This is a genomic window from Roseateles hydrophilus, assembly GCF_026712245.1.
Lineage (GTDB): Bacteria > Pseudomonadota > Gammaproteobacteria > Burkholderiales > Burkholderiaceae_C > Pelomonas > Pelomonas hydrophilus.
The window spans coordinates 719,153-731,894 of record NZ_JAPPUY010000002.1; the positions used below are offsets into that span (position 1 = coordinate 719,153).

Annotated in this window: 12 protein-coding genes; 5 read left to right on the forward strand and 7 right to left on the reverse strand. The window is 72.8% G+C overall.

What is annotated here, in order from left to right:
• Nucleotides 1-4: 4 nt before the first annotated feature.
• Together NYO99_RS10405 and NYO99_RS10410 are read right to left on the reverse strand one after the other, a co-directional pair.
• On the reverse strand, nucleotides 5-460 hold the full coding sequence (locus tag NYO99_RS10405; protein ID WP_268167112.1) for a hypothetical protein: 456 nt from the start codon (nucleotides 458-460) through the stop codon (nucleotides 5-7).
• Nucleotides 461-531: 71 nt separating this feature from the next.
• Nucleotides 532-1,788 carry an MFS transporter gene (locus tag NYO99_RS10410; RefSeq protein WP_268167113.1) on the reverse strand — a complete coding sequence of 419 codons (1,257 nt, stop codon included), beginning with the start codon at nucleotides 1,786-1,788 and terminating at the stop codon, nucleotides 532-534.
• Between the two features lie 193 nt (nucleotides 1,789-1,981).
• Between NYO99_RS10410 and NYO99_RS10415 the strand changes: the two genes are divergently transcribed.
• Together NYO99_RS10415 and NYO99_RS10420 are read left to right on the forward strand one after the other, a co-directional pair.
• Entirely contained in the window at nucleotides 1,982-3,229 is a 1,248-nt protein-coding gene (locus tag NYO99_RS10415) for an ANTAR domain-containing protein (protein WP_268167114.1), read from the forward strand.
• A gap of 40 nt (nucleotides 3,230-3,269) precedes the next feature.
• Nucleotides 3,270-4,370, forward strand: a complete 1,101-nt coding sequence (locus NYO99_RS10420; RefSeq protein ID WP_268167115.1) for an esterase/lipase family protein — start codon at nucleotides 3,270-3,272, stop codon at nucleotides 4,368-4,370.
• On the opposite strand, the gene NYO99_RS10425 is transcribed toward NYO99_RS10420, so the two are convergent.
• Nucleotides 4,342-4,926 carry a 2OG-Fe(II) oxygenase gene (locus NYO99_RS10425; RefSeq protein ID WP_268167116.1) on the reverse strand — a complete coding sequence of 195 codons (585 nt, stop codon included), beginning with the start codon at nucleotides 4,924-4,926 and terminating at the stop codon, nucleotides 4,342-4,344. The genes NYO99_RS10420 and NYO99_RS10425 overlap by 29 nt on opposite strands.
• 149 nt (nucleotides 4,927-5,075) lie before the next feature.
• Here NYO99_RS10425 and NYO99_RS10430 point away from each other — a divergent pair, with 149 nt between their 5' ends.
• Entirely contained in the window at nucleotides 5,076-7,280 is a 2,205-nt protein-coding gene (locus NYO99_RS10430; RefSeq protein ID WP_268167117.1) for a molybdopterin-dependent oxidoreductase, read from the forward strand.
• Here the strand turns inward: NYO99_RS10430 and NYO99_RS10435 are convergent.
• Together NYO99_RS10435 and NYO99_RS10440 are read right to left on the reverse strand one after the other, a co-directional pair.
• Nucleotides 7,267-8,043 carry a LytR/AlgR family response regulator transcription factor gene (locus NYO99_RS10435; RefSeq protein WP_268167118.1) on the reverse strand — a complete coding sequence of 259 codons (777 nt, stop codon included), beginning with the start codon at nucleotides 8,041-8,043 and terminating at the stop codon, nucleotides 7,267-7,269. The two genes, NYO99_RS10430 and NYO99_RS10435, sit on opposite strands and share 14 nt — an antisense overlap.
• A complete protein-coding gene (locus NYO99_RS10440) occupies nucleotides 8,040-9,197 on the reverse strand; it encodes a sensor histidine kinase (protein WP_268167119.1) in 1,158 nt (385 codons plus the stop codon). Before NYO99_RS10440 ends, NYO99_RS10435 begins: the two co-directional genes overlap by 4 nt.
• Nucleotides 9,198-9,367: 170 nt before the next feature.
• Here NYO99_RS10440 and NYO99_RS10445 point away from each other — a divergent pair, with 170 nt between their 5' ends.
• Nucleotides 9,368-9,541: a hypothetical protein gene (locus NYO99_RS10445; RefSeq protein WP_268167120.1), complete on the forward strand. Its 174-nt coding sequence runs from the start codon at nucleotides 9,368-9,370 to the stop codon at nucleotides 9,539-9,541.
• Nucleotides 9,542-9,560: 19 nt separating this feature from the next.
• Here the strand turns inward: NYO99_RS10445 and NYO99_RS10450 are convergent, their stop codons facing one another.
• Both NYO99_RS10450 and NYO99_RS10455 read right to left on the reverse strand, forming a co-directional pair.
• Nucleotides 9,561-10,859 carry an ATP-binding protein gene (locus tag NYO99_RS10450; protein WP_268167373.1) on the reverse strand — a complete coding sequence of 433 codons (1,299 nt, stop codon included), beginning with the start codon at nucleotides 10,857-10,859 and terminating at the stop codon, nucleotides 9,561-9,563.
• On the reverse strand, nucleotides 10,859-11,566 hold the full coding sequence (locus tag NYO99_RS10455) for a response regulator (RefSeq protein WP_268167121.1): 708 nt from the start codon (nucleotides 11,564-11,566) through the stop codon (nucleotides 10,859-10,861). Before NYO99_RS10455 ends, NYO99_RS10450 begins: the two co-directional genes overlap by 1 nt.
• 194 nt (nucleotides 11,567-11,760) lie before the next feature.
• Between NYO99_RS10455 and NYO99_RS10460 the strand changes: the two genes are divergently transcribed.
• Nucleotides 11,761-12,711 (forward strand): alpha/beta fold hydrolase, encoded by a 951-nt coding sequence (locus tag NYO99_RS10460; RefSeq protein WP_268167122.1) that lies wholly within the window; start codon nucleotides 11,761-11,763, stop codon nucleotides 12,709-12,711.
• Nucleotides 12,712-12,742: the final 31 nt, after the last annotated feature.

The following is a 12,742-nucleotide window of genomic DNA, read 5'->3' on the forward strand; positions in this document are numbered from 1 at the left end:
TAGGTCAGCTGCTGAAGCGATCCCGGTTGATGCCCTGGATCACGACATCGAAGCTGCAGCTGCCGCTGGCCCTGCCCGTCGTGAACTCCACGGTGCCGACCGCGCGGCCGCCGGACTGTCCGGGTTCGAACCGCGTGAACCTGAACCGGCCGCTGGTGACGTACTGGTCATCATCACGATCACGGATTCTCGAAGTCCAGCCTGGCTCGCTGGACAGCCGGTAGTCGCCTGGCTTGCTGACGTCCACCGTCTTCAGCTCAATGCTGCTGGTGGGGCCGTCCGAGTCGTCCAGCGTCAGCAGGCGAAACAGGGAGACATGGCCTGAGGCGCCCTTCTTGCCGCTGGCGGAATAGTTGTGGTGCGCCATGGCTTCGGCAACGCGAATCTCGTTGCCGTTGATCTTGCAACTGACGCTGGCCTGGGCTGCTGTGGCGCTCCAGGCGAGAAGCACGAGGGACATGATGGTTTTCATGGCGGCAGTGTGCCGACATTGGCGGCCCACCTTGTCCCTCGACCGAGCTTCAGTGCCGCTCAGACGCGCTGGTAGTTCACCGGCTCGGCATCAGCCGCCGCCGGACGGGCCGGGCGGGCGCGGCCGCCCTTCTCGGCCCAGGTGCGGGTCCAGCGGATCTGCACCACGCGCAGCATGGCCAGCATCACCAGCGCCAGTACCGCGAACGCGACGAAGCCCCAGAAGTAGCTGCCCGTGAGCTGCTTGCTCTGGCCCATGGCATTGGGCAGGAAGCCGCCACCCAGGGCGCCGATCTCGCCGATCATGGAGCCGGCCACGGCCGTGGTCAGCGGCCAGCGCAGCGGCACCAGCTGGAACAGCGCGCCGTTGCCCGCGCCGAAGGCGGCGAAGCACAGCATGAACAGCAGCGTGGTGGCCACCAGCGAGCTGCCGGCCATGCCGCAGGCCAGCAGCGACGCGGCCACGGCCACCAGCACACCGGTCAAGGTGTTGACGCCGCCGATGCGGTCCGCCACGGCGCCGCCGGCCACGCGCACGGCCGAGCCCATCAGCGTGGCCAGCATGGTGAGCTGGCCGGCCTCGATCTTGGTGACCTTGAACTGGTCGTAGAAGTAGGTGGGCAGGAAGCTGGCCAGGCCGATGAAGCCGCCGAAGCTGACGATGTAGATCAGGCTGAAGGCCCAGCCGTCCTTCTCGAACAGGCAGCTGATGTGCTCGCGAAAGCTCTGGTGCTCGCGGTCCGGCGGCTCCTTGGCGGCGAACCACATCACGGCCATGGGCAGCAGCATGGTGAGCGCGGCCAGGCCGTAGACGGCCTGCCAGCCGAACTTCGTCGCCAGCGGCGGTGCGAACAGCACGGCCAGCACGGTGCCCGAGTTGCCGGCGCCTGCGATGCCCATGGCCAGGCCCTTGTACTTGGGCGGGTACCAGCCCGAACCCAGGCTCAGCGCCACGCCGAAGCTGGCGCCGGCAATGCCCAGCAGCACGCCCATGGCCAGCACCGAGTCGTAGCTGTTCACGAAGAAGAAGCCGAAGCCCAGCGCCGCGATGATCAGCCCCATCTCCACCATGGCCGCGTTCTTGCGGCCGATGTACTGGGCCAGCACGCCCAGCGGAAAGCGCATCAGCGCGCCGGCCAGGATGGGCACCGAGATCATGAAGCCCTTCTGCGCCGGGGTCAGCGCGAAGGTCTCGCTGATGAAGGGCGCCATCGCGCCGTTCAGCACCCAGATCGCGAAGCAGAAGTCGAAGTACAGGAAGGCGGCCAGCAGCGTGGGCCAGTGGCCGGCCTTTTTGAAGGTGTGGAATGCGGACATCGAGGGGAGGCTCCAGGCGCGACGGCACGAGCCACCCGCGACGTGTGCCAGGGGCGGCATCGAGACGTCGCTGCGGGAATGCGGCCCGCACCATTGCAGGCAGCGCGTCCGGGTCATTGCAAGCGCCGTGCCCGTTCTGGTGCCGCTGGCTGGCGCGGTTCTTGCGCCGTTTTGGGGCGCAAGCCTTGTGAACATGTCTGACACCACTGAATCTCCCGCTTCTTCATGGCTGATCTGCAGCCCGGCGCAGCCGCCCCAGGCTGCCGAACTTGTGGCCCAGGGCTGGGGGCTGCGCACCGTGGCTGCGCTGGAGGCGCCCGCCGATGGGGCGGCCGTCGGCCTGCTGTGGTGCCCCGACTGCACCACGCTGGATCAGCTGGCGCACCCGGAGCGGGCCTTTGGCTTGCCGGTGGTGCTGCTGTCCCCGGCGCCCGGCGCCGAGCAGCGGCGACGCTTGCTGGCGCGCGGCGTGCTGCAGTGGTTGCCGCTGGAGGCCGACGCGGCGCTGCTGGCGCAGACGCTGCTGTGGGCGCAGGGCCTGGCGGCTCAGCTGCAGGCTCGCGACACGGCGGCCCAGGCCAAGCTGGACGAGCGCAAATGGACCGAGCGCGCCAAGGGGCTGCTGATGCAGGCCCGCGGCATCGACGAGGCGGCGGCCTTCGCGCTGCTGCGCAGCACCGCCATGCAGACCCAGGCCAAGCTGCCCGAGGTGGCGCGCGGCGTGGTGCACACCAGCGAGCTGGCCGAGGCGCTGGAGCGGGCCGGCGCGCAGCGCATGCTGAGCCAGCGCATGGTGAAGCTGCAGGCGCTGCGGCAGTGGGCCAAGCTCGCGCCGCCCGAGAAGCGCGAGGCGCAGGCGCTGCTGGACGGCTCGCGCGAGCGCGTGGCGGCCAACCTGGCCCGGCTGGCAGAGCTGCTGCGCCAGGAGCTGGCGGACGAGCTGGCCGCCGTGTCCTCGGCCTGGGCGCAGCTGGACGCCGCGCTGGCCAGCCGCCAGCCCGACCTGGCGCGCAGCGACCGTGCCGCCCAGCGCCTGCTGGAGAGCAGCGAGGCGCTCGTGGCGCGGCTGTCCGAGCGCGCCGGCCAGCGCCCGGTGGGCCTGCTGGCCCAGGTCACGCGGCTGCGGCTGCTGAGCCAGCGCCTGGCCAAGGAAGGCCTGCTGGCCCAGGTGCAGCCCGGCCACGATGTCAGCGGCCTGGCCGCCGGGCTGGACGAGTTCATCAAGGCCTACGACGAGGTGCGCGCCACGCCGTTGGCCGGCCCGGCGCTGCAGCCCGCCTTTGCCGCCGTGGACGAGGCCTGGCTGGTGCTGCTGCGCGGCCTGCGCGTGGAGCAGGGCGACGCGGTGCAGCGCATGCACCAGGGCAGCGAGCGCCTGCTGCAGGCGCTGGAAGAGCTGATCCGCGCGCTGCAGGGCTCGTTGCAGCTCATCCTGGGCTGAGAGGGTGAGCGCGTGCAGCCAGCAGGCGCATGATGGGGGCATGACCCCTGTCGACCCACTGCGCGGCGCCAGCCGCCTCGCCATCGATGCCGTCACCGGCGTCACCGACCTCGTCGAGGCCATGCATGCCGAGATGGCCCGCCTGCCGCTGACGGCCGGCGGCCCGCGCACCAGCGGCATCACCGGCCTGGTCTACCGCAGCGTGCGCGGCGTGACGCGGCTGGTGGGCGGTGGGCTGGATCTGGCGCTGGAGGCGCTCGCGCCGCTGCTGGGCCAGGCCGAGCCGGCCCAGGCCAGCGCGGTGCTGGCCGCGCTCAACGGCGTGCTGGGCGACCACCTGGAAGCCACCGGCAACCCGCTGGCCACGCCGCTGGGCCTGCACCCGCTGGTGCCGGGCGCGCAGGGCCCCGCGCTGGTGTTCCTGCATGGCCTGTGCATGAACGAGGCGCAGTGGCGGCGCGATGGGGCCGACTTTCCTGCCGCGCTGGCCAAGCTGGGCTACCGGCCGCTGGGTCTGCGCTACAACTCGGGCCGCGCGATCTGGCGCAACGGCGCCGAGCTGGCGGCCCTGCTGGACGACGTGCCCGGGCCGCTCACGCTTCTGGGCCACAGCATGGGCGGGCTGCTGGCCCGCAGCGCGCTGGCGCAGGCCGGCGGCCGCCACTGGCCGGCGCGCGTGCAGGCGTTGGTGACACTGGGCACGCCGCACCTGGGCGCGCCGCTGGAGCGTGGTGGCCAGCAACTGCAGCAGTTGCTGGCCCTGAGCCGCTACTCGCGCCCGCTGGCCGCGCTGGCGGCCCGGCGCAGCGCCGGCATCCGCGACCTGCGCCACGCCAGCCTGCTGGAAGCCGACACCGGCCGCGCCAGCCGCCTGCCGCTGCCGGCGGGTCTGCGTTGCTATGCCGTGGCGGCCACCACCGCGCAGCAGCCCGGCGGTGTGCCGGCCCGCTGGCTGGGCGACGGCCTCGTGCCCGTGGCCAGCGCGCTGGGCCAACACCGCGAGGCCGGCCGCCGGCTGGCCTTCACCGACATCGCCGCTTTTCCTGGCCTGGGGCACCTGGCGCTGCAGACCGATGCGGCCGTGCTGCGCCAGCTGCAGCAGTGGCTGGCGCTCACGCCGCCGGCTGCGGTGGCGGCTTGAGCTCAGGCTGCGGGCGCGGCAGGAAGAGCTGCAGCGTCAGCCGCGGCGGCGCGTTCGGGGTGGTCATGGTGACGGCGTGCCACTCGGTGTCCGTCATCAGCGCATAGGCGTTGAACTGCGGGCGGATCATCTGGCTGCGCACCGGCGGCGCGGACCAGTCGTGCCGCTCGATGCCCATGCCCCAGTCCTGCCAGCAGAAGGCGCCGCCGTGGTCGGCGTTCCAGTCGCGGTTCAAGTAGATGGTCATCGAGTACTTGTCGATGAAGTCGCTGTGCCAAGGGATGTAGCTGCCCGCCGGCCAGGCATAGAACATCACCGTGATGCCCTCATGCCGATAGGGCAGCTTGCCGCGCGCGTGCAGCTCGGCCAGCAGGTCGTTGGAGAACGCGGGCTCGATGGCGTGCACCAGCACCGGCGCGCTCTGGTGCACGATGCCGGCATCCCAGAGGTTGAGGTTGGTGTTCCAGACGCCCTCCTTGCGGCGGGCCTCGATGTACTGGAACAGGCGTTCCAGCGTCGCGTCGGAGAGGGCATCGCGCCCGTGGATGACGGCCATGGCAAGTTCGGCAGCGGGGTCAGGCCCGGCACTCTAGGCAGGCTTCATGTGGCGGGCGTGACAGCGCGGTGGCCGTCTCCTGCGTGACGGGGCGCGCCGGGGTGTCGCCGCTAAGCTGCCCGGCCACACACAAGACCCGGAGACCCGCCATGCCCGACCGCCACTACCGCATCTGCCCCCTGTGCGAGGCCTGCTGCGGGCTGGAGGTGAAGACCGAGGGCACCAAGGTCATCGCCATCCGCGGCGCCGAGCAGGATGTGTTCAGCCACGGCTATCTGTGCCCCAAGGGCGTGAGCCTGAAGGACCTGCACGAGGACCCCGACCGCCTGCGCACGCCGTTGATCAAGCGCGACGGCGTGTTCGTCGAGGCGACGTGGGACGAGGCCTTCGCTGAGATCGAGCGCCGGCTGCTGCCGTTGCGCGCCCAGCACGGCGCCGATGCGGTGGCGCTGACCATCGGCAACCCGGCCGCGCACAAGGTCAGCCTGCTGGCCTACACGCCGCGCCTCGTGAAGTCGCTGGCCTCGCGCAATGTGATGAGCGCGTCCACGCTGGACCAGATGCCCAAGCAGCTCAGCAGCGCGCTGATGTTCGGCCACTGGCTGTCCATCCCGCTGCCCGACATCGAGCGCTGCGACTATCTGCTCATCCTGGGCGGCAACCCCATGGTCAGCAATGGCAGCCTGTGGACCGTGCCCGACTACCGCGGCAAGGCCAAGGCCATGCGCGCGCGCGGCGGGCGCATCGTCGTCGTGGACCCGCGCCGCAGCGAGACGGCCGCGGCCGCCGACGAGCACCTGCCCATCCGCCCCGGCGGCGACGCGCTGCTGCTGGCGGGCATCGCGCACACGCTGTTCGACGAGGGCCTGGTGAACCTGGGCCGGCTGGCCGAGCATGTCAACGGGCTGGACGAGGCGCGCGCCGCCGTCGCGCCCTTTGCGCCTCAGGTGACGGCCGCCGGCTGCGGCATCCCGGCCGAGACGCAGCGCCGCCTGGCCCGCGAGCTGGCCGCCGCACCGCGCGCCGCTGTCTACGCGCGCATCGGCACCTGCACCACGCGCTTCGGCACCGTGAACTCCTGGCTGGTGGACCTCATCAACGTGCTCACCGGCCACCTAGACCGCGAGGGCGGCGCGATGTTCGCGAAGGCCGCTGCGTTCGCGCCCAACACCCAGGGCCGGCCCGGCATCGGCAAGGGCGTGACGACGGGCCGGCGCCGCAGCCGCGTGTCGGGCGCGCCCGAGGTCTATGGCGAGCTGCCCATCACCGTGCTCGCGGAAGAGATCGAGACGCCGGGCGACGGGCAGGTCAAGGCGCTGATCACCATCGCCAGCAACCCGGTGCTGTCCGCCCCCGGCGGCCCGCGCCTGGCGAAGGCGCTGGAAGGCCTGGACTTCATGCTCAGCCTGGACATCTACGTCAACGAGACGACGCGCCATGCCGACGTGATCCTGCCGGGGCTGTCGCCGCTGGAGGATCTGCACTTCGACGTCGCCTTTCCGCAGCTCAGCCACCGCAACCATGCGCGCTTCAGCGGCCCGGTGTTCGATGCCGCGCCCGGCACGCCGCAGGAGTGGCAGACCATCCTGCGCCTGTGCGCGCTGCTGGAAGGCCGCGGCCTGGGCGTGGACGTGGCGCAGCTGGACGACGAGGCCATCGCGTCCGACGTGCGCCGCTTCGCTGGCGACCAGACGCCCGCCATCCTGGCCGCGCTGGACCCCTGGCGCGGCCCCGAGCGCCTCATCGACCTGCAGCTGCGCGTGGGGCCGTATGGCGACCAGTTTGGCCGCAAGCCCGACGGGCTGAATCTCGCCAAGGTCAAGGCCGCCAGCACGGTGGACGGCGGCGGCGTCGACCTCGGTGCGCTCACGCCGCGCATCCCCGAGGTGCTGCGCACGCCCAGCGGCAAGATCGAACTGGCACCGCCGGCCATCCTGGCCGACCTGGCTCACGTCAAGGCCGAGCCCGCGCCCGAGTTCAGCCTCATCGGCCGGCGCGACACGCGCTCCAGCAACAGCTGGATGCACAACCTGCCGGTGCTGGCCAAGGGGCCGGAGCGTTGCACGCTGCTCATCCACCCGGCCGATGCCGACCGGCTGGGCCTGGCCGAGTTCGCGCGCGTGAGGAGCGCCGTGGGCGAGCTGGTGGCGCGCGTGGAGCGCAGCGCCGACATGAGCCCCGGCGTCGTCAGCCTGCCGCACGGCTGGGGGCACGACCTGCCCGGCGTGCAGCTGGCCGTGGCCCGCGAGCGGCCTGGCGTCAACCTCAACGCACTGCTGGACATGGCCGACCGCGATCCGCTCAGCGGCAACGCCGTGCTGGGCGGCGTGGCGGTGGTAATCACTGCGCCTTGAACAGGCCCTGGAAGGGGCGCGACACCGTCAGCACATCCGGCGAGCCGCGCAGCCTGAGCTGCATGCCGCCCTCGTCGTCGCGCACCGCGCTGGCGATCTGCGCGCTGGCCACGACGGTGGAGCGGTGCACCTGCTGGAAGCGCGCCGGGTCCAGCTGGGCCAGCAGGTCCTTCAGCGGCGTGCGCAGCAGCGCGTCGCGTTGCTGGGTGCCGTCCAGGTAGACCACGCGCGTGTAGCGGCTGTCGGACTCCAGGTAAACGACATCGGCCACACGGATCAGCCGCACCTCCTTGCCCACGCCGGCCTGCAGCGTGTCGGCCCAGGCCGGGCGGCGCTGCTGGCCGGCCAGCTGCTCCAGCAGCTCCTGCAGGGCCTGCGGTGCCTGGCTCAGGACGGGGGCCGGGCGCTGCAGGCGCTCGCGCAGCCGGGCCACCGTCTGCGCCAGCCGGGCCGGGTCCAGCGGCTTGACGAGGTAGTCCACCGCGCCGGCCTCGAAGGCCTGCAGCGCGTGGTCGCCATAGGCCGTCACGAACACCACCGCGCTGCGGCCCGCGATGCGCCGCGCCACGTCGATGCCCGACAGCCCCGGCATGCGGATGTCCAGGAAGCAGACCTCGGGTTCGTGGGCCAGCCACTGGTCCCAGGCGTCGGCGCCGTGGCGCGCCTGGGCCACGATGTCGGCCTCGGGCCAGGCCGCCGCCAGCGCTTCGGCCAGTTGCTCCAGCGGAGCGGATTCGTCGTCGGCAATCAGCAGTCGGGTCATGGGGCGTCGGTCAGGGTGATCTGGGCGCGCGTGCCGCCTTCGGCGCGGCGTTGCAGCGTGAAACGGGCGCGGTCGCCGAAGTGGTGGTGCAGGCGCCGGCGCAGGTTGGCCAGGCCGACGTGATCCTGCGCATCATCGGCCAGGCCCAGGCCGTCGTCGTCCACGCGCAGCCACCAGCCGCCGCCGGGCGTGAGCGCGGCCGTCAGCCACAGGCGGCCTTGGCCGATCTTGGGCTCCAGGCCGTGCTCCACGGCGTTTTCCACCAGCGTGAGCACCAGGCCGGGCGGCAGCAGCTGCTGGGCCAGCGCGGGGGCGATGTCCACCTCGCCCTGCACGCGGCCGTCCAGCCGTGCGGCCAGGATGGCCAGGTAGTGGCGCACGGCCTGGGCCTCCTCGGCCAGCGGCACGGCGGGCCGGCCCAGCATCTCGGTGCTGCGGCGCAGGAAGCCGGTCAGCTCGCGCAGCAGCGGGCCGGCACGCTCGTCGCGGCGGTCCACCCAGTGCTGCAGCGTGGCCAGCGTGTTGAAGACGAAGTGCGGGTGGATCTGCGCCTGCAGCAGCCGCAGGTCGGCCTCGGCGGCGTTGCGGGCGGCGGCGTCGCGCTCGGCCACCAGCTGCAGCCGGGCGAGCTGACGGTCGCGCGCCGCGCGGCCGGCGTTGCCCACCAGGGCCAGCAGCAGCAGCGCACCGATGAGCAGTGGCGTGGCGACGCTCAGCGCTCGCATGAGCCGGCTCGGGTCCAGGCGCTCGGGCGCGCCGTGAATGCCCATCAGCAGCAGCGACATGGCGCCCCCGCCCACCAGCGCGCCGAGCAGGAACTTGCGCAGATAGTCGGACGGCTTCATCGTCACCGGCGCCAGCCAGACGCCCAGCAGTGCCGCGCTCAGCGCGCTCCAGGTGAAGAAGCTGACGCCCAGCGACTTGGGCCAGCTGTGCCCCAGCGCGTGCAGGGACAGCGCGAAGCCGCCCAGCACCAGCCACCACACGGCCCAGGCGCCCAGGCCGCTGCGGGTGTAGAGGTGGATGTCGGTCAGCTCGACGCGCTCGCGCAGCACGGGGTCGGTGCGGCCGATCTTTTCGTAGTGGGGCAGGGCCCAGCGGTAGTACGCGCGCTGCAGCCGGTTGCCGTGGGCGAGGGGGTTGGGTGTGTCCATGGGCCGCACTCTAGGGGCGCGGCTGGCGTGCGCACGGCGCGCCTGCACGAGCCGCGGCAGCAGGCGCACGGAACGCCGGTGGTGGCGCACGAGTCGCAGCGCCGGGCCGCACGGGCAGCAGCATCTGAGTCGCCAAGGCGGGCAATGACACGACCCTGGCCGGCGCGTTGTTGAGCCGCCTCTGCGGCGCACCCGCCGGCATGGCGTTTGCGGCCACCAGCGCAGGCATCGCGGTCAGCTGGGCCAAGCCGGTGGTGGGCACGAGCAACCTGGTCATCACGCTGCGCAACAACCTCGGCCAGACGAGCACCGGCACCGTGAAGGTGACCGTCACGGCCAGCTGACCTGCGGGCGCGCCGGGCGTCAGCCGGCGCGCCACTGCACCCGCGCCACCAGCCCGCCGCCGTCGCGCGGTAGCAGCTGCAGCGTGGCGCCCTCGGCGCGCGCGATGCGCTCGACGATGGCCAGCCCCAGGCCCGAGCCCGGCGTGCTGCCGCGCGCATCGTCGCCGCGCCGGAAGGGTTGCTTGAGCGCCTCCACGCGGGCTGGCGCGATGCCGGGGCCGCGGTCGCGCACCTCGATCCAGGCGCCGTCGGCGCTCTCGCCGCAGGCCAGCTCCAAGGGCGGCGCGCCATGGCGCTGTGCGTTCACCACCAGATTCAGCACCAGCCGGCGCAACGCTTGCGGCCGCGCCAGCCGCTGCACGGCCGGGCCGTCGGCCAGCGTGGGCTGCGGCTGACCGGGCGCCAGCGCCAGCGTCTCGGCCAGGAACTGGCGCAGCTCCACGGCCACGGCGGGCAGGGCCTGCTCGGCCGGGTGCGCGGCACGGGCGTAGTCCAGGAACTGCGTCAGCAGGTCGTCCAGCGCATGCAGGCTGCGGTCCAGCGTGTCCAGCAACGCAGGGTCGGCGGGGCCGGGCTCGCGCAGCATCTCGCTGGCCAGGCGCATCTTGGCCAGCGGCGTGCGCAGGTCGTGCGACAGCCCCGCCAGCATCAGCAGCCGTTCCTGCTCGTCGCGGGCCAGCGCGGCGGCCATGTCGTTGAAGCTGCGCGCGAGCGCGGCGGTCTCAGCCGGGCCGTCGGTGGGCAGCGCGACGTGGCGCTGGCCCGCGCCCAGCGCCTGCGTGGCCTGCACCAGCCGCGCCAGGGGGCGGTTGATGCGGCGCTGGATCAGCCAGGCGCCCAGCAGCGCCAGCGCGCCGGCCACGGCGCTGGTGGTCAGCCAGGTGCGGGCGAAGCGGTGCGCCGGCTGCATGGGCGGCACGCTGAGCCAGTGCGGCACCTCGGGCAGGCGCACGGCGATCAGGCCGTTGGCCTCGCGCCGCCAGGCCAGCTCGGCAGGCTGCAGCGACAGCTGGGCGGCCAGCTCGGCCAGGAAGCGGCGCTCGATCAGCGTGGTGCGTGCCGGCAGTGCCTCAGACTGGCCGGCGCCGGCCCGGGCGTTGAAGCGCGCCACGAAGGCCTCGCGCTGGGCCTCGGGCAGCAGGCGCAGGCCCTCGGCCACGGCCTGGAGGCTGCGCGCCGTGGCCTCGGCCGACTGGCGCAGCCGGGGCTTGGCGATGAACTGCCCGTAGGCCAGCGCGTTGAGCAACTGGCCGCCGACGATCAGCGCCACGATGAGCCACAGGTTGCGGCCGAACAGCGTGGACAGGCCCCAGCGCATCACGCGTCGGGCTCGGGCAGGAACACATAGCCCAGGCCCCACACGGTCTGGATGTGGCGCGGGGCGCTGGGGTCGGGCTCGATGAGGCGGCGCAGCCGCATGATCTGCACGTCCAGGCTGCGGTCGCTGACGCCGTGGTCGTCGCCATGGGCCAGGTGCAGCAGCTTGTCGCGGCCCAGCGGCCGGTTGGGCTGGCTGGCCAGCGCGCGCAGCAGGTTGAGCTCCACGGTGCTGATGTCCACCGGCTCGCCGTCGCGCACCAGGCGGCGCTGCGTGGGGTAGAGCGTGAAGGCACCGAAGCGCACCGCCGTGTCGCCCGGCGGGCCCAGGTGGGCGCCGAGCTGCTGCTGGCGGCGCACCAGGGCCTGGATGCGTGCGAGCAGCTCGCGCGGGGCGAAGGGTTTGGCGAGGTAGTCGTCGGCGCCCATCTCCAGGCCGAGCACACGGTCCACCAGCTCGCTGCGCGCGGTCAGCATCAGGATGGGGATGGTCTCGCCCTGGCCGCGCAGCCGGCGGCACAGCGACAGGCCGTCCTCGCCGGGCATCATCAGGTCCAGCACCAGCACGTCAAAGCGCTCGCGCGCCAGCAGCTGCGCGGCGGCGCTGGCGTCGGGCACGCTGCGCACGCTCAGGCCCTGCTCGGTCAGGTAGCGCTGGAGCAGGCCGCGCAGTTCGGCTTCGTCGTCGGCGATCAGGATGCGGGTCATGCGCCGATGTTAGGGACGGCCGCCGGGGTGGGGCGGCGGCCAAACGGTGACAAAACCTTGCAGCGGCGCGGCGCTGTCAGGATCTGCAAGGGCTGCAACGCGGTGAACCCCGGCCAGCTCACCCGGCGCGGGCAGCATGCGGTGGCGCTTCACCAGGAGGTTCCGTGCGCCCTTGTCTGTCGCCCTTGCCGTGCTTGCTGACCCTGCCTCTGCTGCTGGCCGCCTGCGGTGGCGGCGGCGATACGGCGCCCGCGCCGCCTCCCGTGGCCGCCCATCAGCTGGTGAGCCTCACGGTGGCGGGCCATCCGCATGCCGTCAACGTCTACCGCACCGCGGGTGCGCAGCGCGCCATCGTGCTGCTGCACGGCGGCGCGGGCAATCTGAATGCGGTGGCCTACCAGGTGGGGCTGAACAGCAGCGCGTCCACGACGACGATGGCCACCATCCACTGGGACTGGCTGGCCGCGAACCAGGTGATGCTGGTGGTGCCGCAGGGCCAGCACATCGCCAGCAATCCCGGCGCGACGACCTGGAGCAACCACGCGATGACCTCCGGTCAGGACGACAAGGCCTTCCTGCAGGCGCTGGCGGCGCGCATCCGCAGCGAGTACGGTCTGGCCGACCTCACGCTGATGGGCCACTCCATGGGCGGCGCGATGGCCAACCGGATGTGGTGCGAGTCGCCCGCCACGTTCAGCCGTTATGTGTCGCTGGCCGGCCCGGCGTCGGCGACCTTCGCGCAGCCCGGCACGCCCTGCGCGCCGGGTGCGAGCGCAGCGCCCTATCTGGGCGTGTTCGGTGACGCCGACCCCATCGTGCAGTCGGGTGGCGCGTGGGAGGCCGAGGTCTGGAATGCCAACCCGGCGACGGTGGCCGTCTCGCGGGAGGCTTGGCTGAACCCCTTGCTGCTCGGTGAGTTCCGCCAGCAGCAGCGGCGCACCGCGCAGCTGTGCGGCGCCCTGCTGGACGCCGCGGCCTACACGACCGCCGGCAACGTGGACACCTGGGCCAGTTGCGGCGGGCGGCTGGTGTTGAAGCGGGTGCGCGGCGCGGACCACGGCGTGGCCTCGCTGGATGCGCAGATGGGCGCGGCGTCGACGCTGGACGTGATGGACGCCGTGATGGCGTTCACCGCCGTGCGCTGACGCCGCGCGGCCGGCGCGATGGCGCCGGGCC

Bases quoted from the DNA above. Each gene is read 5' to 3' on its own strand.
- NYO99_RS10405 (WP_268167112.1), bottom strand. From the start codon at position 460: ATGTCCCTCGTGCTTCTCGCCTGGAGCGCCACAGCAGCCCAGGCCAGC.
- NYO99_RS10410 (WP_268167113.1), bottom strand. From the start codon at position 1,788: ATGTCCGCATTCCACACCTTCAAAAAGGCCGGCCACTGGCCCACGCTG.
- NYO99_RS10415 (WP_268167114.1), top strand. From the start codon at position 1,982: ATGTCTGACACCACTGAATCTCCCGCTTCTTCATGGCTGATCTGCAGC.
- NYO99_RS10420 (WP_268167115.1), top strand. From the start codon at position 3,270: ATGACCCCTGTCGACCCACTGCGCGGCGCCAGCCGCCTCGCCATCGAT.
- NYO99_RS10425 (WP_268167116.1), bottom strand. From the start codon at position 4,926: ATGGCCGTCATCCACGGGCGCGATGCCCTCTCCGACGCGACGCTGGAA.
- NYO99_RS10430 (WP_268167117.1), top strand. From the start codon at position 5,076: ATGCCCGACCGCCACTACCGCATCTGCCCCCTGTGCGAGGCCTGCTGC.
- NYO99_RS10435 (WP_268167118.1), bottom strand. From the start codon at position 8,043: ATGACCCGACTGCTGATTGCCGACGACGAATCCGCTCCGCTGGAGCAA.
- NYO99_RS10440 (WP_268167119.1), bottom strand. From the start codon at position 9,197: ATGGACACACCCAACCCCCTCGCCCACGGCAACCGGCTGCAGCGCGCG.
- NYO99_RS10450 (WP_268167373.1), bottom strand. From the start codon at position 10,859: ATGCGCTGGGGCCTGTCCACGCTGTTCGGCCGCAACCTGTGGCTCATC.
- NYO99_RS10455 (WP_268167121.1), bottom strand. From the start codon at position 11,566: ATGACCCGCATCCTGATCGCCGACGACGAAGCCGAACTGCGCGGCCTG.